Source organism: Devosia sp. 2618, from assembly GCF_040546815.1.
In the GTDB taxonomy this organism is placed as follows: Bacteria; Pseudomonadota; Alphaproteobacteria; order Rhizobiales; family Devosiaceae; genus Devosia.
In genome coordinates this window covers 557,114-583,488 of the sequence record NZ_JBEPOO010000001.1, presented here as the reverse complement: position 1 = coordinate 583,488, position 26,375 = coordinate 557,114, and the positions used below count along the sequence as shown (strand labels likewise).

Here is a 26,375-nt window from a genome sequence, read left to right as displayed (position 1 = left end):
AATCAAATGGGACTGACCGATATTCACATTGCGGGCTATCGGTCGATCCGCTCCATCCACTTCCCGGTCCGCCAGCTCTCGGTGCTGGTGGGCGCCAATGGCGTAGGCAAGACCAATCTCTACCGCGCGCTCGAACTGGTGCGTGCTGCGGCGACCGGCGAGTTCGCGCAGGAAATCGCCAAGGAAGGCGGGCTCGCCTCGGTAATGTGGGCCGGCGAGCGCAAGGCTATCGACCAGCCGCGCCTGTCACTCAGCGTCGGCCTCGACGATGACGGCACCTATGGCGTCGAAGCCGGCCTGCCACACACTTATGGCCTGGAAGCCGGCTATCCGACGCCGGTCGATGCGGCCTTTCCCGAAGAAGCCATGGTCAAGGCCGAGCACTTGACGCTCAAGGCGCGTCGGCCGGTCGCTTTGCTGGATCGCAAGGGCCCTTCGGCCTGGGCCCGCAATGGGGACGGCGCCCGGTCGCTGGCCACCGACCGGCTGCTTTCAAGCGAAACGGCACTGACGGAACTGCGCGGCTATCCTGAAATCGACGCCGTGCGCGAGACTATTGCCGCATGGCGGTTCTTCCACGGTTTCCGCACCGACGCAGACTCAAAGCTGCGCCGCCCGTCTCTGGCCGTCACCTCACCAATGCTGGAAGCCGATGGCTCCAATCTGGCGGCCGTCTTCGCCACGCTGCGCCATATCCGTGAGGATTCGGTCGATCTCGATGCGGCAATCGACGATGCCTTTCCCGGCGCGCGGCTCAGCGTGCCGATGCCGGAGCGCTATGCCAGCTTCACCATGCGCTTTCCCGACATGCCCAAGCGCGAATTCGCGGCCAATGAGCTATCGGATGGCACGCTGCAATTTCTGGCCCTGATGGGTGCTCTGCTCGCCTACCGCCTGCCGCCGCTAATTGCGCTGAACGAGCCGGAATCGAGCCTTCATCCCGAATTGCTGCCCGCGCTGGCTCGCATCATCGGCAAAGCGGCGCAGCGCACGCAGGTTTGGGTGGTGACCCATTCGAGCATTCTGGCTGAGGCCTTGGCGCAGGAAACCGGCGTGCTGCCGCGCCGGGTCATTCGCAAGGATGGCGGCACCTGGCTCGAAGGCCTCAGCCAGCTGGGCATCTTCGACGACGACTAGGCCGGGGGAACCCGACGCGTCTCCAGACGTTGTGCTCAACGCACATCAACAATGGAGATGAGCAATGAAACGCTTTGATGCAGGGTCATTGATCCCAGGGGCGACCTGGCATGCCGAAGCCGACAACGAAGCCGAAGTGGTCCGTCGTGCCGTCGCAAACCTGCGCAGCATGCACGGTGAAACCGAAGTTCGCCCGGAAATGATCGAGCGGATCAAGGAACGTATCGTGGATACCGACCCCGCGGCCAAACCGGCCACCAAGCACTAGAGCTTGGCCAGCGTCAGCAGTTCGACCTTGCCCAGGGCAAAACCGCTGTTGATCCAAGCCATTTCGAGCCGACCCAATTCCTGACCCAAAGCCGGTCCCGGTTTCATGCCGAGATCGGCCAAATCACGTCCCGAGATCGGAAATGGCGGCACGACCACCGCCGCAAGCCCACGCGCCACTTCCCCCAACCGCGCCCCGCCCCATCCGCCAGTGGAGGCGGCCACAGCGAGCCCCTCGACCGCAGTCTCGCCAAAGCGATAGGCCGCCTCGCCCACCTTGTCGTCCGCCAACAGACCCGCCGCGCGCTGGATAGTGCGGGCTGTGGTGATAATGTCGTTCGATAGCCGCCAGTCGGACTGGATGGCATCGAGCTGATCGCCGGCAATCAAAGCCAGCCGCGCCTCGGCCCCCTGCCCGCCGAGTTCCTCATAGGTCACCAGGGCTCGCAACGTTGGATCGCTCAGCGGCACGAGGCCGATTGCCGACATGGTGGACAGCGTGCGCGCCACCTTCGGCAGCCCGAGCATGCGCAGCATTTCGCCGCCAACCCGCTCGCGTGAAAGGTGTTCGAGTTTGCCGACGGCCGCCTTGGCTGCAGCCAGTCCGTCAGCGTCAAAGTGTTCGTCGCCATGGCTCGTTGATAGCCGGAAGAAGCGATAGACCCGCAGCCCGTCTTCCGAGATGCGCTGGCCAGCATCACCGATGAAGCGGACAATGCCGTGATGTGCGTCATCGACGCCGCCCAGCGGATCGTAGAGCGTGCCATCGGCCGCGCAGTAAAGTGCATTGAGGGTGAAATCGCGCCGCTGTGCGTCCTCGACCCAATCGGTGCCGAACGCCACGACGGCGTGCCGTCCGTCGGTTTCGACGTCCTGCCGCAGCGTGGTCACTTCGGCCAGCGTCTCGCCCAGCTTGAGCGTGATCGTGCCGTGATCGATGCCGGTTGGATAGGCCGCGATGCCGGCTGCCTTGGCGCGCACCATCACATCGTCGGGCAGAAGCTCGGTGGCCAGATCAATATCGGCAACCGCAGTTTCGCGCCCCATGATGGTGTCGCGCACCACGCCACCCACGGCCCGCGTGCGCCGCTGCGCGCCATCAAGCGCCGCGAAAATGGCCTGGGTTTCGGGTCGCTTCAGCCATTCGGCGTCGGTCAGCAGATTGGCGATCAAGACGAAACCTCGTCCAGCGCCAGATCGCGGAAGCGGCGGGTCAGGTTGGCTGTAATGCCCCAAATCCGGTGGCCATCATGATCGATCTGCCAGGTGCGATGCTCTTTGCCATGCCGGTGGATGCTGAACGTGCCATAGGCTTCGCTGGCAAGAATGCGCTGCAACGGCACCTCGAACACAGAATGCACCTCGCCCGGATTAGGCACGAACGGCCCGCTCGGCTCGACCGTCGCGACGACCGGCGTGATCAGGTAATTGGTGCCCGTGTAATAAGTCGGCATATAGCCGATCACATTGGCATCGCGCGTTACCATGCCCACTTCCTCATAGGCCTCGCGTAGCGCGGCAGCACCCGCATCGGCATCCTCGGCATCTACCTTGCCACCGGGGAAAGCCACCTGCCCGGAATGGGCCCGCAGGTCCGGCGAGCGCTCGGTATATAGCACCGTCACGCCCTCAGGCCGCCGAATCAGGGCGATCAGCACGGCGGCCAGCACGGGCGGGCGATCAATGGGATGGTCGGGCCGCCAGTCAGGCACCAGCGTATGCCGCGCCGGAGCAGGCGGTGGCGCTGTCAAAAGCCTTGCGGCGAGGCGGTCGATAATCGTGTCGTCGGACGACAAATAGACACCAGAACGGTTTTCGGGAGTCCCAGCTTAGAGCAGTTCGCCGATGAATTACCACCCACCGCGCTGCCCTCGGACTTGATCCGAGGGCCTCCTACAGATTTGTATGTTTGACGAGTGGTCCTCGGATCAAGTCCGAGGACAGCATCGTGGTTGTGCAAACAGCAGTGTTAGCCCTGCTGCCAGGCGGCAATGCTACCGGTCAGCGTCGTTGCCAAAGTCTTGTCCTCGGCAAACAGCAGCACGCGGGTGGGATCGACCGGGCCAGGGAACTGGATGGCGCCGAGTGCCGTGGGCTCCCAGCCCAGTGGGCAATAATAGTCGCGGTCGCCAACCAACATGACAAACTTGCCATCGCCGCGCGCCAGAGCGCGCTTGGTGACTTCGCGGGCCAGCAGCTTGCCAGCGCCGAGCTTACGGAAATTGGGGTGCGTCGCCAGAGGGCCAAGCATCCAGCCATTGACGCCGCCAATGCTGATCGGGGTCATCCACACCGAGCCGCAAGCTTCGCCGTCGACTTCGGCAACGAGGCTCAGGCTCTTGTCGATGGGGAACCGCTCGCGAATGCGATAGGCCGTCTTGGAGAAACGACCCGGACCGAACGCAATGGCGTGCAGCTCATCGATAAACGCATCATCGGCTTCGATAGCCGGGCGAACCGTGGGCACAGGCCGAACATCGGCGGAAGCAGGGGCACTCGCAGCCAGAGGCGCGGTAGAAAGGGTCATTGCAATGATCCGAAATGGTGATGCGTAGGACAAACACGGCGCTCAAAAAGCACCGTTCAAACAAGACCGCTTACGGTCGTCGGGTCACTAGCAAAGCCTTCACCATCCTGGGCGCCTCCACGCCTGAAAATCGCTTAGCACCACAGGGGCGTCGCGTAAAACGAAAATTCATGGCTCGACCACCGAATTTCAAGACTGCATGGCGTCTGTGTTCAAAATGCACAACGGATTGTCGCTTCATGTCGGCCTTATCGCTCGCACGGTGTGCCGCTATGTGTCAGGCAACGTAAACTGACGCTGGGGACTTGAACCTCTCAACGCGTCGACAACATGACGGAAAGGGTTCGAACTTGGGACAATTGATCGACGGAAAATGGTCCACCCAGTGGTACGACACCAAAAAGACGGGTGGCAAATTCGAGCGTAGCCAGGCCGGCTTCCGCAACTGGGTGACCGCTGATGGCAGCGCCGGCCCATCGGGCGAAGCAGGCTTTAAGGCCGAACCGGGCCGCTACCACCTCTATGTGTCGCTAGCCTGCCCCTGGGCGCACCGTACCCTGATCTTCCGCAAGCTGAAAAACCTCGAAGACCTGATCACCGTCTCGGTCGTTTCGCCCAAAATGCCCGACGAAACCGGCTGGAGCTTTGACAAGGCCAGCGGCTCGACCGGCGATGACCTGCTCGGCAAGGATTATCTGTGGCAGGTCTATACTCAGGCTGTGCCCGATTATACCGGCCGCGTGACCGTGCCGATCCTGTGGGACAAGCAGACCGGCAAGATCGTTTCTAACGAAAGCTCGGAAATCATCCGCATGTTTAACTCGGCCTTTGACGAGCTGACCGGCAATACCGACGACTATTACCCGCAGGACCAACGCGGCCAGATCGATGCGATCAATGCCCGCGTCTATGACGACATCAACAATGGCGTCTACAAGGCCGGCTTCGCCACCACCCAGGACGCCTATGACGGCGCCGTGGTCAAACTGTTCGACGCGCTCGACTGGGTGGAAGCCATTCTCGGCGAAACCGCGTACCTGACCGGCGACACCATCACCGAAGCCGACTGGCGGCTCTTCACCACGCTGGTGCGGTTTGATGCCGTCTATGTCGGCCACTTCAAGTGCAACCGCCAGCGCATCGCCGATTACGAGAACATCTCGCACTATCTCAAGGCGCTCTACGAAGTGCCCGGCGTCAAGGAAACCGTCGACCTCGACCACATCCGCACGCACTATTACTGGAGCCACATCACGATCAATCCAACCCGGATTATTCCGATTGGGCCAGATCTGCCGTTTTTGAAGTAGACCCTTGTTCACCTCTCCCTTTGGGGGAGAGGTCGACCCTCTTGGGTCGGGTGAGGGGGCCTTTACTGGGTGAGGCGTGTGCGAAAGGCCCCCTCACCCGTCGCTGCGCGCCGACCTCTCCCCCAAAGGGAGAGGTAAGACGTCAATACCCCCAGATCTCCCGCTTGGGCACATTGTCGAAATACTCGTCGATCCGCTGCGAGGTCGCTGGCGTCACCTTTTCCGGCAGGGCGTGGCGGTCAAACCAGCCGACTTCCGCAATCTCGTGATCGGGCTTGCGCTCAAATTCCTTCTCGAACGCCGTCGCAATATAGAACGCCACGTGGTCCCGATCGGTCACCGGGCTTGAATTGTGATAGATGCCGAACAATTGCATCGGCCCCACCACGCGATAGCCGGTTTCTTCCAGCGTTTCGCGGGCGCCGGCATATTCCATCGTCTCACCGGGGCTGACGCCGCCGCCCGGAAATTGCCAGCCGGGCACATAGGTGTGCCGGATCAACAGAACTTTATCGCCATCGACCACCATCACGCGTGAGCCCAGGGTCATGCGGTGCCACAGCCCCTTGAGGGTCAGAAACACCGCAGCGCGCGCCAGCTGGAACCGATTCATCTGCATGCAAACACTCCTTGGAAACCCATCGGTAGCAGAGACTTGATGACGACTAAATTGACGGAACAGCCGATTGACCGTTTTCTTGCACCTCCCATTCTGGCATTACGCCCCCCAATGATCACCTTAGCTCATATTTCCGACATCCATCTTTCACCCATGCCGCAGGTCGGCTGGAAGGACCTGTTGGGCAAGCGCCTGACCGGCTACCTGAACTGGAAGCTTCGGCGCCACGACGAATTGAACAGCGAGACGCTGGCCAATCTCGTCTCCCACCTGCAGTCACAAGGCGCCGATTTCACGGCGGTTACCGGCGATCTGGTCAATCTTGCTCTCGATGAGGAAGTCGACCGCGCCGGCAAGTGGCTCGAGGCGCTTGGCCCAGCCGACAAGATCGCGGTCTGCCCCGGCAACCACGACGCCTACGTTCCCGGCGCGCTTGAATCCGCCGAGAAATGCTGGGGCCCCTATATGCAGGGCGAAACGCTGGACAATTCAGTGTTCCCCTTTGTGCGCCGTATTGGCGAGCTGGCGGTCATCTCCTGCTCCAGCGCGGTGCCGACCCGGCCCTTTATGGCCATCGGACGCTTTGACGAAAAGCAGGCAGAAAGGCTGGCGCGTATTCTCAAGGTCATGGGTGAGGCGGACTATTTCCGCACCGTGTTGATCCACCATCCGCCAAACCCGGAACTGCAGCACCCTTCCTTTGGGCTCAAGGGGCACAAGCTGTTCCGCCAGGTGATCGCCGAAAACGGCGCCGAACTGATCCTGCATGGTCACACGCACCGCTCGTCGATCCACTCCATTCCCGGCAAGGGCAAGGAAGTGCCCGTGGTCGGCGTCGCCGCCGCCAGCGCCGCCCAGGGCGGTACGCTGGACGACCCGGCCCGCTACAACCTCTTCCGCATCGAACGCGCCGGCGACGGCTGGGCCTGCACCATGCGCGAATACGGCTTCCAGCGGCTAGGGACAGATATCGTCATGCGGTTGCAGATGAGGATTTGCTAGGGGATACCCCCACCTCGCCTCCCCCTGATAGGGGGAGGAATCCGGCCGACGAGTTTGACCGGATCGAAGACGAACTCGATCTAGTCCCTCCCCCTTTTCAGGGGGAGGTTAGGTGGGGGTATTCTTGCTCCCCTACCCCACCAAATCTTCAAAGTCCGCTGACTCATAAACCGGCCGAATTTCAATCTCGCTTGGCCCGGGCATCGGGTTTGGGCAGCGTTTTACCCAGGCCACCGCCTCGTCCATGTCCCGCACTTCCCACAACCAGAAGCCGGCGACCAATTCCTTGGTTTCGGCGAACGGTCCGTCGATCACCATGCGGCTGGGGCCATCGAAGGCCACGCGCTTGGCACTGCTGGTGGGTTTGAGGCCATCGGCGGCCAGCAGAATACCAGCATCGGCCAGCTCCTGATTGAACTTGCCCATGGCTTCAAACATTTCGGCGGCCGGCAGATTGCCCGCTTCGCTTTCGTTGGTGGCTTTAACCAGAACCATGACACGCATTTCGGTCTCCATTGTTGCCGGGGCCAGGCTGGCCTCCTGGATACACGACGAACAGACTGCGCGCTTTTCGACAGCCAGAACAGCGCCCCACTCCCGCCACGTCCGCAAATCACCTATATGGTCTTAGAACCCGCGAGTGATTTCAGCTTTGACCGAACAATTCCTTATCGATCGTCCCGTTTTCGATCCCGCGACCGGCATGGCCAGTTTTGGCTATGGCCTCGATGGCCTGCGCTTTATCGAAACGCTGCAATTGCCTGCTGGCGCCGACGCTGCGGCAGCCGCAAGCCCGGCGTTCAGCAAGCTGCTGGACCTGACAGCCGTTGTGCTGGGCGTCAGCTATTTTAAGCTCAAGGCCCCGTTCGAGATCGCCGCGCCCCAGATCGCGCTAAGCGAAGCCGAGCGCGCGTTCACTATCGACGTCTATGAAAATGGCCTCGGCGAATTCTACGCCCGCAACAATCTGATGCGCTTTGGCAAGCTGACCATCGAGGCGCCGCTCGATCCCGAGACGACACGCCCCGCTGTGTCGCTGCCCAACCGTACCCTGTTGCCAATTGGTGGCGGCAAGGACTCGCTGGTCAGCGTTGATCTGCTGACCCATACCGGCGTCGAGTTCACGCCCTTCGCGGTCAATCCCAAGGGGCCGATCATCACCTCGGTCGACAAGATCGGCACGCCGCCGGTTTATGTGACGCGTACGCTCGATCCCGAAATGATCCGGCTCGGCAAGGAGCCCGGCTACTACAACGGCCACGTTCCATCCACGGCCATCAATTCGATGATCGCGGCGCTCTGCGCCCTGCTCTATGGCTATAACCAGATCGTGCTCAGCAATGAGCGGTCGGCCAGCGAAGGCAATGTGGAATTTGATGGGCGCGAGACCAATCACCAGTATTCCAAATCGCTCGGCTTCGAGCTGCTGATCGCTTCGATCCTCAGCGACGCAACCGGCGGGGCGCTGAAATATTTCTCGCTGCTGCGCCCCTATTCCGAAGCGCGCATCGCCTCGCTGTTTACCCACGAAACCAAGTTCGATCACGTCTTTTCCAGCTGCAACCGCAATTTCCGGCTGACCGGCAATGACGGCCCGCTCTGGTGCGGCGAGTGCCCGAAATGCCATTTCGTCTTCCTGATCTTTGCGCCCTTCATGGCCAAGGACCGGCTGCTGTCGATCTTCGGCAAGGACCTGCTCGACAATCCCGCCAACGAAGCCTCGTTCCGCGAACTGGCAGGGCTGGCCGGGCAAAAGCCCTGGGAATGCGTCGGCGAAATCCTTGAAGCCGCCGCCTGCCTTTATACGCTGACCCGCCATGCCGACTGGCATGAGGCGGCGGTGGTGCGGGCGGTCAAAGCCGACCTGCTGGCGCAATATGGTGAGCCGCAATTGCAACTGGCCATGGCAGAGTGCCTGACCGATAGCCACGACCACCACATTCCGCCGGCGCTCGCCGCCAAGGTGGCCGCCTATGCGGTTTGAAGAACCCGTTCTGCTCTATGGCGCCGGGCGCGAGGCGCTCTCGACGCGGGCCTTTTTCAAGGCCCGCCAGCCTGAGCTCAAGGTGTTCGTCACCGTCGATAGCGGCACTGCCGACATTCCCGATACCGAACTGATCGCCGCCGCCGACCTGCCGGACGCCATCCGCGATCACCGCTTCGGCCTGATCGTCAAAAGCCCCGGCGTATCGCGCTACAAGCCGGTGTTCGACATCGCCCGCGACGCAGGCATCCCGACCACATCAAACCTAAATCTCTGGGGCGCGACCTACCGCGCTGACCGCACCGTCATTGCCATCACCGGCACCAAGGGCAAATCGACGACGGCCACGCTGGTCCATCGGATGTTGACCCGCTCGGGCGTCGACGCAGGACTTGCCGGCAATGTCGGTCTCGCGCCGCTCGAAATTGCCGACAAGCACGCCGTGATCATTTTCGAGCTGTCGAGCTACCAGACCGCCGACATGAATTTCCTGCCCGACATTGCGGCGGTGACCAATCTTTATCCCGAGCATGTCGACTGGCACGGCTCGGTCGAACGCTACTATCGCGACAAGCTGCATCTGATCGACCGCGACGGCAGCTTTGCCGTGGCATTGGGCGCGGGCGCCAAAGGCAATGGCCTCGTCGCCATGGCGGTGCGCGACCATCGCCGGCTGATCCGCGACCTGACCGCCGACGAACTGGCCATCATCGACACCGCCGTCGCCCGCTCGCGGCTCAAGGGCGCGCACAATCTCGACAATGCCCGCCTCGCCGCCGCCATTGCGCTGGCCGCCGGTGGCACGCTCGATGGCATCGTCGATGGCATAGCGGCCTTCGTGCCCCTTCCCCATCGCCTTGAAGAACATCACATCGGCGGGCTGACTTTCGTCAACGACTCCATTTCGACCACCCCCGAAGCCACCAAAGCGGCGCTGGCCGCCTACAAGGGCAAGCGCATAGCGCTGATCGCCGGTGGCCACGAGCGCGAGCAGGACTATGCCGAACTCGCGAGCCTATTGCCAAGCTATGGCGTGTCGGCAGTTGCCTGCCTGCCCGTGACCGGAGATCGACTGGCTGCGGCTGCCCGTGTCGTTGCGCCCAATATCGCGGTGCTGACCGAACCAGACCTCGCCGCCGCGATGCAAGCACTGAGCCTCAAGCGTGACGTGTTCGATACCGTCATCCTGTCGCCCGGCGCGCCGTCCTATAATCAGTTCAAGAATTTCGAAGAGCGCGGCCGACGCTTCATCGAGCTGGCCCACAGTATTTTCGATCCGGAGCACACATGAACGGCGCTGCTTATCTGGCTATCGCCATCGTCGGCGAAGTCATCGCCACATCGTTCCTACGCGCCTCGGCCGGCTTCACCAATCTGGTGCCGTCGGTGATCGTCGTGGTCGGCTATTGCATAACCTTCTACTTTTTCTCGCTGGCGCTACAGACCATTCCGGTCGGTATCGGCTACGCCATCTGGTCAGGCGTCGGCATCATCCTGGTCTCGATCATCGCCTTCTTCGCCTATGGCCAGACGCTCGACCTGCCCGCGCTGATCGGCATCGGCCTGATCCTTGCGGGCGTACTGGTGATCAACCTGTTCTCGCATTCGTCGGGGCACTAAGCCTTAAAACGCGGACTCAAGTGCTGCCGCTGGTGCGCCCGCGCGCAGCAGCGCATCGCCGATCTGCGCGATCAGAGCGGCGTCGGAAATCCGCTCGCGCAGCCTTGGCAAAATGCCCAACCTCCTGAAACTCGACGCCTCCAGCACTTTGGGCAGATAGCGACCGATCGCTCCTTCGTCCTCGGCCCCCTGCGCCGCCATGATGCCCAGCACCGGACCGATCTCGGCATCGGACTTGGTATAGGCGGCTGCACTGGCCAGCGCCTCGGCATATTGCCCGTCCCGCAACTCGATCAACGCGGGAACTGCCTGATACCAGTTTGGTGTATCAACCGAAGACGCTGCTGCCGCCAATGCCCAGGGCTCGGCCTCGGCCAACTTGCCGGCAAACGCCAGCGAGCGAGCAAAGCCCGCCAGCCCATCCGCGCTTGCCGGGTTCAATTGCACCGATGAGGCATAGTCGGACTGCGCGGTCAGCAAACGCCCCTGCGCGTCATGCAGCCGCGCCTCCTGCTCCCAGACAAAGCCGCTCAACGGATTGAGCCCGATGGCGCGCTGCAGACTGACCGCCGCCGCGCGCTGCCGATCCGCCAGCGTTGCGCCAATGCTGTCAGCAGGGTTGGCATGTTCGGCGATCAGGCTTGCCGTTGCGGCCAGTGCCTCGGCGGTCTGCTGTTGCGACGCGGGCAGCGAGAAGTAGCAGGCGCTGGCGCGCTCGGCATCCTCGGGCACTTCGCTGTCACGGAACACCCCGAACAATACCCGGCACAGATAGAGCGTCGCCTGCCCCTCAAGCGGCGCGCCAGACAAAACCAGTTGCCGCGCAACGCGATGCAGCGGCCCGCGCGAATTGGCAATCTCGAGCGTCAGCGAGCGCGACAGTGCATCCATCGTCGCCGGATTGGAGGCATCTTCCAGCGGCGTCGACATGGTCTTTTCCCACACCACCTTGCCGGTGCGCGGCTGGGTCAGCCAGGCGACGAATTGCGCCGTCCGCCCCTCCACCTTGACCGAACCTGTCAGCACGAAATCACTCGGCGGCCCGTCCGGTGGCTCGGCGCTATTTTCGGCGCCGCCACCATAGCGGACTTCGATATTTTCGAACTGCGTCAGGTCCGTCACGAGCTCAATGGCCAGCCCCGCTGCCGGCGATGTCCCCACCGGCCCCGCGTCGAGATTTGCGAATTCAAACACCGTGATGGTCGGCCGCTGCAACGCCTCGGCTTGCACTGGTGGCGGCCCCCACGACGCCTGCCAGAAGGCCAGAACGGCAACGACTACCGCGATGGCGGCCAGCACAAACCAACTCCGCGGCAGCCCTCGTTTGAGCGGCGCCACAGGTTTTGTTGGGGAAATCTCGGCGACCGGCGAAACCGGCGCGGGGTTTATCTCGGTCGCCACAAATTCGGGGATGTAACGTCCCACCGGCAACCGAATCTGGATGCCATCTTCGGCGTCCGTTGCGCGATAATACTCGTCCAAAAGTCCTCGCAATCGCCGCGCCTGCACGCGCACGATCGGGTCCGATTGCGGATCAAAATCGCTGGTCCGGCCAAACACATCGACAGCGATGGAATAGGCCTTGATGGACTTTCCTTCACCATCAAGGGTTTGGCGGACGATGTAGTCGAGGAACCGGGCAAGTTGCGGCGAGCGAGCCATCTCCGGCCACGCGAGCAGACGCTCAAGCGCAACAAGAATGTCCTCGCGGTTAAGCGCCGGGTCAGTCAACCGTACCTCCGATGGTGGACCGATAGTGGGCCTTTACATGTAAAACACAAGGGCGTGTTACATCCACATTACCCTTACTCCGCTATGCAAATATTCGGCCATGCGCCATATCGCCCGCACTGCTTAATTCTGCAGCATGGTTTCGGCTTAATTGAGGTCAACCGGAACTGGGCCAGCCTAACTCGGCCCATAGGCGACCGCTGCATCTGATGCGGGTTCGGACCTTCAGACTAGACACCATTTCTGCTGCGCCGGGTCGGTTCCCAGCGTTTGGCCCTGTCGTTTTTGTCGGGGCCCAGCGGACACGAAAACTAGAGGCAATCCTTCCGGTGCCTTCACGGTTGGCATGTGTTTCTCGCGTCCACGAGAAAGCATGCCTCGGTCTGGAGGGACGTTGCATGGCGGCTTTGTACGCCCTGTATTCCCAGGCGTCCCTCCGGCCACTCTGACTTCCGGGCTGGCATTTGTCGGTCTGGGAAGCCCCCGCACCACTCCAAGGGGTGCAGGGCGCAAGCGCGGCAACCACACCTCCCGGTTGTTGCCGCATAGGGGAGAAGCTTTATGGCAGCGCGCCCGTCCCTCGGCGCGATGCCGGTTACGGCTTCTCCCCGTTGCCCGCCGCTGCGGGCGAAACCGTATCGATCTTTTGGGCATCCCGTCCGACGATGCGATGAGCGAAGGCCCGCAGGGCCGACAGCACCACAACAGCCAGCAGCGCCACGCCGAGCGCGATGATGTAATAGCCAAGCGCCGTCGCCAGCCCGACCGCCCCGGCGAGCCACATGCCCGCCCCGGTGGTCAGCCCCTGCACATTGCCCCCCGAGCGAAAGATCGCGCCCGCACCCAAAAAGGCGATGCCCGCCGTCACCGCTTCCACCGCACGGATGGGGTCGGCCTGCGGCCCGGTGGCGCCGGGTTCGATGGTGTGGAAAATCTCAAAGGCGAGGATCGTGAACAGGGCAGCGGCGACCGACACCAGAATATGGGTTCGCAGCCCCGCCTCGGCCGTGTTCACTTCCCGCTCAAAACCGATAATACCGCCAAGCACCGCCGCAATGGCCAGCCGGATGGCGATGATATGCTGTGGGAGATAGGTCTGCACGAAGCCGAATTCGTTGCCGACATCCATGTGAGGGTTCCGCTATTGCTACGCTGACCTCACAACCCGGCATCTGCCCCTTGGTTCCGCACCACGAACGCACCGGGCAGCCCCGGCTCGACATTGGCAGCCAGCAAACCCTGCGCCCAGGGCGCAATCAAAGACATCGGCGGCAGGATGATCCAGCCATCGTAAGGATCACCAACGGCACAATAATCGCCACCTGCAAGCCCAAGCGCCGTCAGCGCGCAGACGAAGGCCGCACGGTCGTCGTGGTTGGTGATGGCGACAGGCCCAGTGGCAAGTTCTCGACCCGGCAGGAAGCGCCGCACGATTGCGCTGAGCGTGCCATGGCCGGCAAGTGCCGCGAAATACTGATCCGACCGATTGGATCTGACGGCCGGAACAGCCGCTGGATCGCCGAGTAGCAGGCCGAGATAGGCGCTTGGAAACGCCTCAGCGACGGCGAAACGATCAATCGCCTCAGTATGTCTGGCCTCGGCCAATACACCCAGCGACAGCACCGCCCCTGCGCACGCATTGGCTTGTTCATTGAGTGCGCGCCCAACCGGGGTGTTGGATTGTCCCGGTTTGCCGATATGTCGACCCAGTCCTCGCGTCAGCATCCGCTCGGCTGGCCGATAGCGGCTGATGGCCTCAAAACCGCGCGCCAGTGGACCATCAAAGGCTGCCGCCAGCAGCGCCTGCCCAGCCACCACGCGTTCGATAGAGGTCCGGCGCTGCACCGGCTCAGCCGTGCAGCGCTCGATGGTCCAGCTGACCGCGCTCGGTGTCCAACTCAGCCGGCAAACCGCCGTCGAGCGCCGCGTCAGGGACCCGCCGACATCGACGCCAAGCACAGCGCCATAGGCTGGCAGCATCAGACCGTCTTGAGCCAGCCGCCATCGACGAAATAGGTCGAGCCAGTGGAATAGCTGGCCTTGTCGGAACACATGAAGACAAAGAAATTCGCCAGCTCGGCCGGGGTGGCGAACCGCTTCATTCCGCCCGCTTCGTCGGCCACACCCTGCAGATGCGCCTGCCACCCATCTTCGCCGGCAATCTGCTTGGCCGTCTTGATCCAGTCTGGCGTCAGCACCAGTCCCGGATTGACCGTATTGACGCGGATATTGTCGCCGACCACCTCATTGGCGAGGGTCTTGGAAAACATCATCAGCGCCGCTTTGGTGGTGTTGTAGATCGGCTCATACCATAGCGGCTGCACCGCACAGATCGAGGCATTGTGGAGGATCACCCCGCCGCCGCGCGTCTTCATGGCCGGCATCAGCCCGCGCGCCAGCCGCACGGCCGCCATCACGTGGAGGTCCCAGTAATACTGCCATTTGGCATCATCGGCTTCGGCAATGGTCTCGTTGGAGCCCGTGCCGGCATTGTTGATCAGAATGTCCGCGCCACCAAAGGCCTGCGCCACGCCCTTGATCACATCATCACAACCCTCGGCCGTCGCCACATCGGCGCCAATGGCCGTGGCAATGATGCCGAACTTGTCGGCAATCGCCGCCGCCGCATCGTCGCCCCGCGCCTTGTCGCGCCCCACCAGCACCAGATTGGCACCCTCGGCGGCCAGACCCTCGGCAATGGCATAACCAATGCCAACCGTGCCGCCTGTGATGACGGCGGTTTTGTCACGCAGATTCAAGTCCATGCAGGCCTCCAGATCACGCCCTCGTGGTTCGAGGGTCGCTACGCTCCCACCTCACCATGAGGGCTACTCCTGGCGCGGTATTTCAGTAGCCCTCATGGTGAGGTGCGAGGCCCTTGCCCAGCCTCGAACCACGAGGGCGTGGCGACTACTGTGCCACCTTGATCTGCAACTTAACATCCGTCGGACGCGCTTCGACAGCCCGATCAAACGCGCGCACCGAATCCTCGAATGCAAAGGTCTCCGAAATTAGCGGCTTGAGATCCACCTTGCCCGACGCGATCAGGGCGATGGCGCGGTCATATTGGTGGGCGTAGCGGAACACATTCTCGATGCGCACTTCCTTGACCGAGGCGCTCGAAATATCCACCGCGACCGGATCGACGGGCAGCCCAACGGCGACGATGGCGCCGCCCGGGCGTGGCAGGTCCATGATGATCTTCCACGCCTGAGGCGAGCCAGAACATTCAAACACGATATCCGCGCCCCAACCATCGGTCAGCCGCGACACTTCCTCGGCGACGTTCTTTTCGCGAATATTGACCGGGATGATGCCCTGATACTGCGCCGCAATATCAAGCTTGGGCTGCGCCAAATCGGCGACGATCACCCGCGCGCAACCACCGGCCAAAGCCGCCAGCGCCACCATGGTCCCGATGGGGCCTGCGCCCAACACAACTGCTGTATCACCGGGCACGATGCGCGCCTTGGTGGCCGCCTGCATGCCCACCGCAAATGGCTCGACCATCGCACCTTCGGCAAAGGTCACATTGTCGGGCAGCTTGAAGGTGTAGTTGGCGGGATGGACGATCTCGGCGGTTAGCACGCCATGCACTGGCGGCGTCGCCCAGAACTGGACCGCCGGGTCCACATTGTACATGCCAAGGCGGCTGGCGCGCGAATTGGGATCGGGGATACCGGGCTCCATGCAGACGCGGTCGCCAACCTTGAGATGGGTCACCCCTGCCCCGAGTTCAATCACCGTGCCGGCCGCTTCATGCCCGAGCACCATCGGTTCATTGACCACAAAAGGGCCGATCTTGCCATGGGTGTAATAGTGCACGTCCGAGCCGCAGACGCCGACCGTATCAATGGCAATCTTGACCATACCCGGCCCGACATCGAGCGGTAGCTCGATATCGCGGAGGGCCAGCTCGTGCTGACGTTCAAGAACAAGCGCGCGGACTTTAGTCATGGCATCCCTCCCTGGGCATTTTTCGCCGATTTGGGCAAAAGCCCATTGGCAAAATCGATATACCCAATTTGCGGGTTGGCAAAGATCATCGCCACACATTTTTGGCGAAAGATTTAGCCCGATTGCCGACCCGACGAGACGGCCTCAGATAGCCGGTGGCCGCATGGCCCCCGTCATGATCGCCACGGCGTCCGACATCGAATAATCCTGCGGCCGGATCACGGCGATCCGCTTGCCCAGCCGATGGATATGGATGCGATCGGCCACCTCGAACACATGCGGCATGTTGTGACTGATCAGAACGATGGGCATGCCCCGTCGCTTCACATCCAGCATCAACTCCAGCACGCGGCGACTTTCCTTGACGCCCAAAGCTGCCGTCGGTTCGTCCATGATAACGACCTTGGAGCCAAACGCCGCCGCACGCGCCACCGCCACGCCCTGCCGCTGACCGCCAGACAGTGTTTCCACCGACTGGTTGATGTTCTGAATGGTCAGCAGGCCAAGTTCGCTCAACTTTTCACGGGCCAAGCGGTTCATCGTCGAGCGGTCGAGCAGCCGGAAAATGTTGCCCAGCGCACCCCGCTTCCGCATTTCGCGGCCGAGGAACATGTTGTCGGCAATCGACAGCGCCGGCGACAGCGCCAGGTTCTGATACACCGTCTCGATGCCCGCCATGCGCGCTTCCATTGGCGACTTGAAGCTGATCGGCGAGCCATCGAGCTTGATGACACCGGCATCGGGGATCATGGCGCCGCACAGCGCCTTGATCAGGCTGGTCTTGCCAGCGCCATTGTCGCCGATGACCGCGAGGATTTCCCCCGGCATCAGGTCGAAATCGGCATTATCGAGGGCCACCACCTTACCATAGCGCTTCTGCAATCCAGTGGCAGACAGGATCGGCTGTGGTCCGGCGATCGGGGTAGCAGTCAGACTTGCTGTTGTTTGATCGAGGCTCATGCGGATATCTTTCTGATCCACTGGTCGGTTGTCACCGCGATGATGATAAGGGCGCCCACGGCAAATTCCTGCCAGAGCACGTCGACGCCAGCCAGAGCCAGACCGTTGCGGAACATGCCCACTATCAGGGCGCCGAGCAGCGTGCCGACGATCGAGCCACGCCCGCCAAACAGCGACGTGCCGCCGATCACCACGGCTGTGATGGAGTCAAGGTTTGCCGTCTGGCTGCCGAGCGGCGAGACCGCGCCGACACGCCCGATCAGCACCCAGCTGGCCAGTGCGCAGATAAAGCCCGCCAGCGTATAGACACCGATCAGCGTCCATGTGGTGTTGATACCGGCCAGGCGCGCCGCTTCCGGATCGTCACCTGTTGCATAGATATGGCGGCCAAAGGCTGTGCGATTGAGAACATACCAGACGGTCACGGCAATCAGGATCATCGCCATCGAACCGATGGTCAATATCGCTCCGCCACCAAGCGCCACTCTGGCACCCATCCATTGCAGCATCGGCGCGATCGCCGCGATGTCCTGGCTTCGGATGGTCTCTGACTGCGAGATGAAAATCACCATGGCGCCGTAGATCGACCAGGTGCCCAGCGTCACGATGAAGGGCGGCAATTTTACCAGCGCCACCAAGATGCCGTTGATGAACCCGCATAAAATACCGGTCGCCAGACCAAGCACGAAGCTGATCTCGACCGGTACACCGGCAACCACTGACAGACGGCCCATCACAATGGACGACAAGATCATGATCGCACCGACCGACAGGTCGATGCCGGCGGTCAGGATGATCAGCGTCTGCGCAATGCCCAGCACGCCGATGATGGTCACCTGCTGCAATACCAGCGACAGGTTGAACGGTGCGAAAAACTTGCTACCGGCAGCAATCGAGAAAATGATAATGCCGACGATCAGAACGATGAAGGGAATAGCGGTCGGATAGTTGTGCAGGAAGCCCTGCAAACGCCTCACGAAACCGGGTGATTCCTCTTCGAAACTCGCGACTGATTGCGCCGCACCGGCCAAACCCTTTTCCGCAGCAGCGGAACCCGTTGCGTCATCACTCATAACTACCCCTCCCCAGGGCCTACGGCACATTGTCTCGTCAACCACGATGCTGCAATTGGTCGATCCAACAGCCACTCTCCCCTGCGCCTTGAGAAGAGCGACCCGCGGATCAGATCCGCGGGCAGCGTTTGTGTTTAGTTCGCGACGTCAGGTCGGCTTAGCCCCAGCAGAGCTTTGCGCCTTCGGTGGTGTCGATCGACTCGACGCCAGCCACTGGCTTGTCGGTCACCAGCGTTGCGCCGGTGTCGAAGAAGTCGAGGCCAGGCGTTGCGGCAGGCTTTTCGCCGGTGTCAGCGAACTTCTTGATGGCTTCCATCGCCATCGCAGCCATCTTGAGTGGGTACTGCTGGCTGGTGGCGCCGATCACGCCGGCCTTGACGTTGGCAACACCGGGGCAGCCGCCGTCGATCGAAACGATAGTGACCGAACCATCATCTTTGCCGATTGCCTTGAGGGCTTCGAAGGCACCGGCAGCAGCAGGTTCGTTGATCGTGTAGACGACGTTGATGTCTGGGCACTTCTGCAGCAGCGTTTCCATGGCGGTACGGCCACCATCTTCAGCGCCGCCGGTCATTTCGTGACCACAGATACGGGCATCGTCTTCGTCACCGATCTTATTGGGGTCTTTCACGTCGATGCCGAAGCCAGCCATGAAGCCCTGATCGCGCAGGTAGTCGACGGTTGGCTGGTTCACGGCCAGATCAAGGAAGGCGATCTTGGCGTTGGCAGCAGCATCGCCCAGCGTACCCTTGGCCCATGCGCCGATCAGCTCACCGGCCTTGCGGTTGTCGGTAGCGAAGGTGGCGTCAGCCGCATCGATTGGATCAAGTGGCGTATCGAGCACGATCACCAGAAGGCCGGCATCACGGGCCTGCTGAATGGTCGGCACGATGGCCGCTGAGTCAGATGGCACGATGGCAAAACCCTTGGCGCCAGCGGCGATCAGGTTTTCGATAGCGGCGATCTGGCTATCATTGTCACCATCGAACTTGCCGGCAAACGTGCGCAGCTCGATACCGAGTTCGGTAGCCTTGGCCTGAGCGCCTTCACGCATCTTGACGAAGAAGGGATTGCCTTCCGTCTTGGTGATGAGGCCGACAATGGTTTCCTGGGCAATTGCAGCTGTGCCACCCATCAAACCAAGCATCAGGGCTCCTGCAGCCGCGACCTTAAAAAACTTATGCATCGATATTTCCTCCCGATACTTTTCAAAGACGTCGCACTCAGACTTGGCTGAGCTGCTGATCGTCGATGGGGACGCGTATTTCCTCCACGCCCTCGCCATCTGCCCTCATAACAGTCCAACACTTGGCCCATGTCAATAAGTTTATCCAACTGATTTATTAATTGACACTACGTCAGCGTTGTTCTTATCTTGAGGCAGGGAGCGGGTAATAAGTCGATGAAATCGATTGCCATTTTGCGCGTCGTGCCCCCTATGGCTATACCGGAAACGGGATACAGCCATTAACGGAGGGGGCACTTCTAGATGGTCAGAACGAGCATGGCGGCCAGCGGCAATGATGCGCTGAGCCGAGGCACCAATCAGCTTGGCGTGCGGGTCTATAACGAACGGCTGGTACTTTCGCTGATACGTCGTCACGGCAATCTGCCCAAGGCCGATATCGCGCGCCGAACGGGGCTGTCGCCGCAAACCATTTCCACCATTGCCAATGCCCTCGAAGCCGACGGCATCCTGCTGCGCATGGCTCCTTTACGCGGCAAGGTGGGCCAGCCGCTGGTGCCCTACGCGCTCAATCCGCGCGGCGCGTTCTTTCTCGGCCTCAAGATCGGCCGACGCAGTTCCGACGTCGTCCTGATGGATTTCGTCGGCAACGTGCTAGGCCGCATCCACGAGCCGCACCCCTATCCAACGCCCGCGATAATAATGGGCCTCGCCCATCGGGGCATTGAGGAACTGACCGTCGGTCTGAGCGAAGCAGAACGCGCCCGCGTCGCCGGTTTCGGTATCGCTTCACCCTTTGAACTGTGGAACTGGGAATCTCAACTCGGCGCCCCCACCGAGGTGCTGGAGGATTGGCGCAAGACCAATATCCGGTCGATGATCGCTGAAATCAGTCCCTGGCCAGTCTATTTCCACAATGACGGCACCGCCGCCTGCGCTGCCGAACTGGTGTTCGGCAGTCACCAGTTCGGTGATGATTTCCTCTATGTTTTCCTCGGCTCGTTTATCGGCGGCGGTGTCGTGCTCAATGGCCATCTCTTCCCCGGCCGGACAGGCTATGGCGGTGCCATTGGCCCCCTGCCCGTGCCGGCCCCCGAAGGCGGCTTCCAGCAGATTTTGCGCAGCGCCTCGATCTACGTGCTCGCCGACCGGCTCAAGGCCGCCGGTATCGACCCGCAAGTGCTGTGGCTTGATCCGGCCAACTGGGGCGATCTGGGCGCGCCGCTCGACGACTGGATCGCGGCCACCGCCAAGGACCTGGCCCTTGCCGCTGTCAGTGCCGTATCGGTGATCGACTTCTCCACCATCGTTATCGATGGCGCTTTCCCCACCTCGGTGCGCGCCGCAATCGTTGAAGCGACCCGCGCTGCCCTTAGTGCATTCGACCTGCAGGGGCTGGCGCCATTCATCATTGCCGAAGGCACCATCGGTTATGGCGCCCGCGAGATCGGCGGCGCCTCACTGCCGCTGCTCGCCAATTTCACTCAGGACCGTGAAGTGCTGTTCAAGGACAATGTCTGACGTGACTACATCACCGAGGCCAGAACCACGCCAAGCCGCTTCTCGCGCGTCAGCAAGCCTGTGCGGCCCTTGCCCGCAGCATCCCACAGCGCCTTGAGCTTGCCGTCGTCAAACAGCTTGAACAGGCACGGCGCGATATAGGACTTGCGCGAGATCGCCGGCGTGTTGCGCAGGACTTCCGACACCTGTTTGGCAACCTGCGCCATCTGCCGGCGCCGCGCCGTCTCGGACGGTCCGGCCTCCAGCTGCGCCAGTGCCTCACCCGCGAGCGAACTGGCATGCAGGGTGCGGAAATCCTTGGCTGAAATTTCGGTGCCGCTTAGTGCCCGCAGATAATCGTTGATGGCGCCGGTTTTGATCGGTCGCACCTTGCCCGCATCGTCGCGATAGACCAGCAGCCGTTTGCCCGGCAGCGTCTTGATCCGCACCATGGCATCAGCCAGCGCCGCGTCGGTCACGCAATATTCCGCACGCTTGCCACCCTTGGCATCGAAGGCCATGCAGACTTCATGACCATCAACCCGCACGTCCCGAGCATAAAGCGTGCCCGCGCCGCGCGTGCCGCTGGCTTCAAGATATTTCTCGCGGCCCACGCGCATAGCCGTCTTGTCGATCAGTGCCACCGCGATGGCCAAAGCCAGCGCCCGGCTGCCCGCCTCGGCCGTCAGGTCCTCGGCAATCTTGCGCCGGATGCGTGGCAAAACCCGCGTCAGCGCCGCCAGCCGCAGCTGCTTTTTGCCATCGCGGCGCAGCTCCCATTCGGGGTGATAGATATACTGATCGCGCCCGGCCTCATCTGTGCCGAGCACCTGAATATGCGCATTGGCAATCGCCGCGATTCGCACATGTTGCCAGGCTGGCGGAATACCCAGAGCCCTTATCCGGTCGCGGGTCGCGGCATCGCTGACCACATGGCCCTCAGCATCGCGATAGGAAAATCCTTTGCCGCGCCGCTCGCGCTGCAGCGTCAGATCCGCCCGCCCAACCTTCCTGAGCCGCATGGGGTTACGCCGGAGCCGTCTGCGTCATGGAATAGACGGCATAGACGACGACCAGCAGCACCACGACGCCAATCAGTGACGTCACCAGCACGCGCAGGTTCATTTTGCGGGGATTGGCCTGTCGAACGTCGGTCGTACTCTTTTCCGGGTCATAGGTTTTCATGACGATCTCCTCTTGTGGTTGCAGACCCAACGTGGCCCGCGCCTCACAAGTTCCGCCCTGGTTGGCCGCGAGCCCTTGACGCCAGCGTGACCGCAGCCGACCTTTGTTCATGACCACCACTCAGGATAACTCTATGACCACCGCTGCTTCCCTCACCCGCATGATCATGGCTGGACAGGGAAAGGAGCCGGCGGACCTCGTCATCAAGAACATCAAGCTGCTCGATGTCATCACTGGCGCCGTCACCGAAACCGACATCGCCATCGTCGATGATCGCATCGTTGGCACCCATGCCACCTACGAGGGCAAGACCACAATCGACGGCAAGGGACGATTCGCCGTTCCCGGCTTTATCGACACCCACCTCCACATCGAATCCTCGCTCGTTACCCCATTCGAATTCGACCGCTGCGTGCTGCCGCATGGCGTGACGACCGTCATCTGCGACCCGCACGAAATCGCGAATGTGCTCGGAGCCGAAGGCATCCGCTATTTCCTCGATTGCGCCGAACAGACCGTGATGGACGTGCGGGTCAACCTCTCCTCCTGCGTCCCGGCCACCGCCTTCGAGACGGCTGGCGCCGCCTTGGAAATCGGCGACCTCGAACCCTTCCGCAGCCACCCCAAGGTTATCGGCCTCGCCGAAATGATGAACTTCCCCGGCGTGCTGCATGCTGATCCCGGCATCATCGCCAAGCTGACCGCTTTCCAGGGTGGCCATATCGATGGTCACGCCCCGCTGCTGCTGGGCACAGCGCTCAACGGCTATCTTGCCGCCGCCATCCGCACCGACCACGAGGCCACCAGCGCCGCTGAAGCGCGCGAGAAACTCGCCAAAGGCATGGCGATCCTGATCCGCGAGGGTTCGGTCTCCAAGGACCTAAAGGCACTGGCCGAAGTGCTTGACGAAAACACCTCGAGCTTCGTCGCCCTCTGCACCGATGATCGCAATCCGCTCGACATTGCCGAAGAAGGGCACCTCGACAGCTCTATCCGCCGCCTCATCGCCATGGGCCGCCCGCTCCATCACGTCTATCGCGCCGCCAGCCACTCCGCCGCCCGCATTTTCGGCCTCAAGGATCGTGGCCTCATCGCCTCCGGTTGGCGCGCCGATATCGCTTTGCTCGACAGCCTTGAAGATTGCCGTGTCTCGGATGTCATCACCGGCGGCCGTCTGGTTGGCACCGACCTCTTCGCCGCCCGCAAACCTGTCGAAGCCGTCGGTCTGACCTCGATGAAAGCCAAGCCCGTCAAGCCGGAGGACTTCATCGTCCCGCCGCGCGCCGACCAAAACCAGACGCCCGTCATCGGCGTCAAACCCGGCCTCATCCTCACCTTCCGCGAAAGCGCCACGCTCCCAGTTGGCGAAAACGGCACCATGCCCGATCTCGACGCCGATGTGCTCAAGGTCACCGTCATTGAGCGCCACGGCAAGAATGGCAATATCGGGCGCGGCTTCGTCAAAGGCTTCGGCCTCAAGCGCGGCGCCATCGCCTCATCGGTCGGCCATGATAGCCACAATATCACCGTCATCGGCGCCACAGATGAAGACATGGCAGTCGCGGTCAATCGCCTGATCGAGCTCAAGGGCGGCTTCGTCGTTTCCGATGGCGGCAAGGTCACGGCCGAACTGGCTTTGCCCATCGCCGGCCTGATGAGTCCCAAGCCGTTCGAGGAGGTAACGCGCGATCTGCACGACCTGCGCGACGCGGCCTATGCGCTCGATTGCGTCTTGCCCGAACCGTTCCTGCAAGTCGCCTTCCTCGCGCTCCCGGTCATCCCCCATCTCAAAATGACAGACCGCGGCCTGTTCGACGTCGACAAGTTTGATTTTGTGGACTAGGCCGGCAGGCACGCCCTCATGGTTAGAGGCGCGTGAAGAGCGCGCACATGACCATGAGAGCTACTCTTGGTGCGTCGTCTAAGAGTAGCCCTCATGGTGAGGCGTGAGCGCAGCGACTCTCGAACCGCGAGGGCGTGGTGCAAAATCTCTCCATCGTCGTCATCACCCGGCTTGTCCGGGTGATCCATCTCTCAGCGCAAACGGAAACATGGATTGCCCGGACAAGCCGGGCAATGACGATGGGCCTGGTACCGCGGTAGTGCCAGATTCGGCCCGAAAAACCCTACTTCCTGTCGCGTGCCTTCACCTTGCGGCGTGCGGCGTGCAGCAGGGGTTCGGTATACCCGCTCGGCTGGTCCGCACCGTGCAGCGCCAGATCCAGCGCTGCGTTGAACGCGATGGACTGGAAATTCTCCGCCATCGGCCGATAGATCGGATCACCCGCATTCTGTGCGTCCACAACCGAAGCCATGCGCTCGAAAGTGGACGTCACCTCATCGCGGCTGACGAGGCCATGCCGCAGCCAATTGGCCACTGCCTGCGAGGAAATACGGCAGGTGGCGCGGTCTTCCATCAGGCCGACATTGTTGATGTCGGGCACCTTGGAACAGCCAACACCCTGCTGCACCCAGCGCACGACATAGCCGAGAATACCCTGGGCATTGTTTTCGAGCTCTCGGGTGATTTCCTCGCGGCTGAGCGAGAACGGCGCCTGTACCGGCATCGAGAACAGGTCCGTGAGCGATGGCACCGGCTGGTTGTGGCGACGGCGCTGTGCTTCGAACACGTCGATCTGGTGATAGTGCAGTGCGTGCAGCGTCGCCGCGGTCGGCGATGGCACCCAGGCGGTGTTGGCGCCCGAATTTGGGTGGCCCGACTTGGCGTCCATCATGGCCGCCATATCGTCGGGGCGCGCCCACATGCCCTTGCCAATCTGTGCGCGGCCCGACAGGCCACAGGCCAGCCCGATCAGCACGTTGCGATCTTCGTAGGAACTGATCCAGCGCTCGGACTTGATCTCGTCCTTGCGCAGCACGGCGCCCGCTTCCATCGAGGTGTGGATTTCGTCGCCGGTGCGGTCGAGGAAACCGGTATTGATGAAAAAAACACGTTCGCGCGCCTCATAGATCGCGGCCTTGAGGTTGGCCGAAGTGCGGCGCTCCTCATCCATGATGCCGATCTTGATGGTGTTGACATGAAGGCCCAGGAACTTCTCGACCGAGCCAAAAATCGCGCAGGCAAAGGCCACTTCTTCGGGGCCATGCATCTTCGGCTTGACGATATAGATCGCGCCCTTGGTGCTGTTGACCTTGTCCTGCATGGCGCAGAGCACGGTCACGGCCGCATCCATCAGGCCTTCGCCGATTGGCTTGCCGTTCCACAGCACCGCGTCAGTGGTCATCAGGTGGCCGACATTGCGCACCAGCAGCAGTGCGCGGCCCTTGAGCACCAGTGGCAGGCCGTCGATGTCCTTGTAGGTCCGATCAGCATTGAGCTTGCGGGTAACGCTGCGACCGCCCTTTTCGAACGTGTCTTCCAGTGTACCATTCATCAGGCCGAGCCAGTTGCGATAAACACCGACCTTGTCCTCGGCATCGACCGCGGCAACCGAGTCTTCGCAGTCCTGAATGGTGGTCAGCGCAGACTCAACGATTATGTCACTCAGCCCAGCCTTGTGCGCGCCACCGATGACGCTGCCCGGCTCGATCACCAGAATGACGTGCAGGCCATGGTGCTCAAGCACCAGTTCGCCCTTGTCCTGCGTGCCGCCATAGCCGACGAACGCGTCGGTGTCCTTGAGCGTCGTGCGACCAGCGGACGTGTCGATGACGAAGTTGCGCACCTCTCCATCCTTGACCACGTGATAGCCTGTCACATCGCGATGGCTGCCATTGGCAAGCGGGAAATTCTCGTCGAGGAATGTCGCAGCCTTGTCGACAACGGCCGCGCCGCGCGCTGCATTATAGCCCTTGCCCGGCGCCAGCTCGCCATCGCGGCTGATGACGTCCGTGCCGTAGTAAGCGTCGTAGAGGCTGCCCCAGCGCGCATTGGCAGCGTTGAGCGCATAACGTGCATTGGAGACCGGCACCACCAGCTGCGGACCGCAAAGCGTCGTGATCTCGGGGTCAAGTCCCGACGTCTCGATGGTGAAATCGGCGGGCTCGGGCACGACATAGCCGATGTCGCGCAGGAAAAACTCATAGCCCTGGGGGTTATTGGCGACCGGACCATAACGGCGATGCCAGTCATCGACCTGGCCCTGAATGTGATCGCGCTTTTCGAGCAGCGCAGCATTGGTCGGTGCGTGTTCGGCAATCAGCGCGGCAAAGCCCGACCAGAACTGGTCAGGGGTAACGGAAAGACCCGGCAGCACTTCTTTCTCGACGAAATCGACCAGCAGAGGGTGAACCGAAAGGCCGGATTTTGTCGCGTAGCTGGTCATGGTCGTTCCTTCTTCATCGCCTCCGCCTGAG

25 protein-coding genes are annotated in these 26,375 nt (G+C 61.9%); 9 read left to right on the top strand and 16 right to left on the bottom strand.

Annotated elements, in window-relative coordinates:
- The first annotated feature begins 6 nt into the window (after positions 1 to 6).
- Both ABIE28_RS02730 and ABIE28_RS02725 read left to right on the top strand, forming a co-directional pair.
- A complete protein-coding gene (locus tag ABIE28_RS02730; RefSeq protein ID WP_354059893.1) occupies positions 7 to 1,137 on the top strand; it encodes an AAA family ATPase in 1,131 nt (376 codons plus the stop codon).
- Between the two features lie 64 nt (positions 1,138 to 1,201).
- Positions 1,202 to 1,405 (top strand): DUF1059 domain-containing protein, encoded by a 204-nt coding sequence (locus ABIE28_RS02725; protein ID WP_354059891.1) that lies wholly within the window; start codon positions 1,202 to 1,204, stop codon positions 1,403 to 1,405.
- Here ABIE28_RS02725 and ABIE28_RS02720 read toward each other — a convergent pair.
- The 3 genes from ABIE28_RS02720 to ABIE28_RS02710 form a co-directional block, all read right to left on the bottom strand.
- Entirely contained in the window at positions 1,402 to 2,577 is a 1,176-nt protein-coding gene (locus tag ABIE28_RS02720; protein ID WP_354059889.1) for a CCA tRNA nucleotidyltransferase, read from the bottom strand. The two genes, ABIE28_RS02725 and ABIE28_RS02720, sit on opposite strands and share 4 nt — an antisense overlap.
- Positions 2,574 to 3,200, bottom strand: coding sequence for a CoA pyrophosphatase (locus ABIE28_RS02715; protein WP_354059887.1), 627 nt, complete (start codon positions 3,198 to 3,200; stop codon positions 2,574 to 2,576). The genes ABIE28_RS02720 and ABIE28_RS02715 overlap by 4 nt, the downstream gene beginning before the upstream one ends.
- Before the next feature lie 173 nt (positions 3,201 to 3,373).
- Positions 3,374 to 3,931 (bottom strand): GNAT family N-acetyltransferase, encoded by a 558-nt coding sequence (locus tag ABIE28_RS02710; protein ID WP_354059885.1) that lies wholly within the window; start codon positions 3,929 to 3,931, stop codon positions 3,374 to 3,376.
- Between the two features lie 350 nt (positions 3,932 to 4,281).
- On the opposite strand from ABIE28_RS02710, the gene ABIE28_RS02705 reads away from it, so the two are divergent.
- Positions 4,282 to 5,241 carry a glutathione S-transferase family protein gene (locus ABIE28_RS02705; protein WP_354059883.1) on the top strand — a complete coding sequence of 320 codons (960 nt, stop codon included), beginning with the start codon at positions 4,282 to 4,284 and terminating at the stop codon, positions 5,239 to 5,241.
- A gap of 142 nt (positions 5,242 to 5,383) precedes the next feature.
- Here ABIE28_RS02705 and ABIE28_RS02700 read toward each other — a convergent pair whose 3' ends face one another.
- Positions 5,384 to 5,860, bottom strand: coding sequence for an NUDIX domain-containing protein (locus ABIE28_RS02700; protein WP_354059882.1), 477 nt, complete (start codon positions 5,858 to 5,860; stop codon positions 5,384 to 5,386).
- A gap of 111 nt (positions 5,861 to 5,971) precedes the next feature.
- Here ABIE28_RS02700 and ABIE28_RS02695 point away from each other — a divergent pair, with 111 nt between their 5' ends.
- The gene (locus ABIE28_RS02695) at positions 5,972 to 6,862 is read left to right on the top strand and encodes a metallophosphoesterase family protein (RefSeq protein ID WP_354059880.1); all 891 of its coding nucleotides are present in this window, start codon (positions 5,972 to 5,974) and stop codon (positions 6,860 to 6,862) included.
- A gap of 132 nt (positions 6,863 to 6,994) precedes the next feature.
- Here ABIE28_RS02695 and ABIE28_RS02690 read toward each other — a convergent pair whose 3' ends face one another.
- Positions 6,995 to 7,366: a YciI family protein gene (locus ABIE28_RS02690; protein WP_354059878.1), complete on the bottom strand. Its 372-nt coding sequence runs from the start codon at positions 7,364 to 7,366 to the stop codon at positions 6,995 to 6,997.
- A gap of 148 nt (positions 7,367 to 7,514) precedes the next feature.
- Here ABIE28_RS02690 and ABIE28_RS02685 point away from each other — a divergent pair, with 148 nt between their 5' ends.
- The 3 genes from ABIE28_RS02685 to ABIE28_RS02675 are packed head-to-tail and all read left to right on the top strand — an operon-like array spanning position 7,515 to position 10,466.
- Positions 7,515 to 8,846, top strand: a complete 1,332-nt coding sequence (locus ABIE28_RS02685; RefSeq protein WP_354059877.1) for a MurL-like N-terminal domain-containing — start codon at positions 7,515 to 7,517, stop codon at positions 8,844 to 8,846.
- On the top strand, positions 8,836 to 10,137 hold the full coding sequence (murD, locus tag ABIE28_RS02680) for a UDP-N-acetylmuramoyl-L-alanine--D-glutamate ligase (protein ID WP_354059875.1): 1,302 nt from the start codon (positions 8,836 to 8,838) through the stop codon (positions 10,135 to 10,137). Before ABIE28_RS02685 ends, murD begins: the two co-directional genes overlap by 11 nt.
- Complete coding sequence (locus ABIE28_RS02675; RefSeq protein WP_354059873.1) at positions 10,134 to 10,466, top strand: SMR family transporter; 333 nt, start codon at positions 10,134 to 10,136, stop codon at positions 10,464 to 10,466. Before murD ends, ABIE28_RS02675 begins: the two co-directional genes overlap by 4 nt.
- A 3-nt stretch (positions 10,467 to 10,469) precedes the next feature.
- Here ABIE28_RS02675 and ABIE28_RS02670 read toward each other — a convergent pair whose 3' ends face one another.
- The 8 genes from ABIE28_RS02670 to ABIE28_RS02635 form a co-directional block, all read right to left on the bottom strand.
- On the bottom strand, positions 10,470 to 12,197 hold the full coding sequence (locus tag ABIE28_RS02670) for a hypothetical protein (protein ID WP_354059871.1): 1,728 nt from the start codon (positions 12,195 to 12,197) through the stop codon (positions 10,470 to 10,472).
- Between the two features lie 595 nt (positions 12,198 to 12,792).
- Complete coding sequence (locus tag ABIE28_RS02665) at positions 12,793 to 13,326, bottom strand: MgtC/SapB family protein (RefSeq protein WP_354059869.1); 534 nt, start codon at positions 13,324 to 13,326, stop codon at positions 12,793 to 12,795.
- Positions 13,327 to 13,355: 29 nt separating this feature from the next.
- Positions 13,356 to 14,177 (bottom strand): hypothetical protein, encoded by an 822-nt coding sequence (locus ABIE28_RS02660; RefSeq protein WP_354059867.1) that lies wholly within the window; start codon positions 14,175 to 14,177, stop codon positions 13,356 to 13,358.
- On the bottom strand, positions 14,177 to 14,962 hold the full coding sequence (locus ABIE28_RS02655) for an SDR family NAD(P)-dependent oxidoreductase (protein WP_354059865.1): 786 nt from the start codon (positions 14,960 to 14,962) through the stop codon (positions 14,177 to 14,179). Before ABIE28_RS02655 ends, ABIE28_RS02660 begins: the two co-directional genes overlap by 1 nt.
- Positions 14,963 to 15,107: 145 nt before the next feature.
- A complete protein-coding gene (locus ABIE28_RS02650) occupies positions 15,108 to 16,154 on the bottom strand; it encodes an NAD(P)-dependent alcohol dehydrogenase (protein ID WP_354059863.1) in 1,047 nt (348 codons plus the stop codon).
- A gap of 144 nt (positions 16,155 to 16,298) precedes the next feature.
- Positions 16,299 to 17,114, bottom strand: a complete 816-nt coding sequence (locus ABIE28_RS02645; RefSeq protein WP_354059861.1) for an ATP-binding cassette domain-containing protein — start codon at positions 17,112 to 17,114, stop codon at positions 16,299 to 16,301.
- The gene (locus tag ABIE28_RS02640) at positions 17,111 to 18,187 is read right to left on the bottom strand and encodes an ABC transporter permease (RefSeq protein WP_354059859.1); all 1,077 of its coding nucleotides are present in this window, start codon (positions 18,185 to 18,187) and stop codon (positions 17,111 to 17,113) included. The genes ABIE28_RS02645 and ABIE28_RS02640 overlap by 4 nt, the downstream gene beginning before the upstream one ends.
- A gap of 157 nt (positions 18,188 to 18,344) precedes the next feature.
- Entirely contained in the window at positions 18,345 to 19,373 is a 1,029-nt protein-coding gene (locus ABIE28_RS02635; protein WP_354059857.1) for a sugar ABC transporter substrate-binding protein, read from the bottom strand.
- Between the two features lie 303 nt (positions 19,374 to 19,676).
- Between ABIE28_RS02635 and ABIE28_RS02630 the strand changes: the two genes are divergently transcribed.
- Positions 19,677 to 20,894: an ROK family transcriptional regulator gene (locus tag ABIE28_RS02630; RefSeq protein WP_354059856.1), complete on the top strand. Its 1,218-nt coding sequence runs from the start codon at positions 19,677 to 19,679 to the stop codon at positions 20,892 to 20,894.
- Positions 20,895 to 20,899: 5 nt separating this feature from the next.
- Here ABIE28_RS02630 and ABIE28_RS02625 read toward each other — a convergent pair whose 3' ends face one another.
- Together ABIE28_RS02625 and ABIE28_RS02620 are read right to left on the bottom strand one after the other, a co-directional pair.
- Positions 20,900 to 21,895, bottom strand: coding sequence for a DNA topoisomerase IB (locus tag ABIE28_RS02625; RefSeq protein WP_354059854.1), 996 nt, complete (start codon positions 21,893 to 21,895; stop codon positions 20,900 to 20,902).
- 4 nt (positions 21,896 to 21,899) lie between these two features.
- Positions 21,900 to 22,058: a hypothetical protein gene (locus ABIE28_RS02620; protein ID WP_354059852.1), complete on the bottom strand. Its 159-nt coding sequence runs from the start codon at positions 22,056 to 22,058 to the stop codon at positions 21,900 to 21,902.
- A gap of 133 nt (positions 22,059 to 22,191) precedes the next feature.
- On the opposite strand from ABIE28_RS02620, the gene ade reads away from it, so the two are divergent.
- Complete coding sequence (ade, locus tag ABIE28_RS02615; RefSeq protein ID WP_354059850.1) at positions 22,192 to 23,901, top strand: adenine deaminase; 1,710 nt, start codon at positions 22,192 to 22,194, stop codon at positions 23,899 to 23,901.
- Between the two features lie 283 nt (positions 23,902 to 24,184).
- Here ade and ABIE28_RS02610 read toward each other — a convergent pair whose 3' ends face one another.
- The gene (locus ABIE28_RS02610; protein WP_354059848.1) at positions 24,185 to 26,344 is read right to left on the bottom strand and encodes a malate synthase G; all 2,160 of its coding nucleotides are present in this window, start codon (positions 26,342 to 26,344) and stop codon (positions 24,185 to 24,187) included.
- Positions 26,345 to 26,375 lie beyond the last annotated feature (31 nt).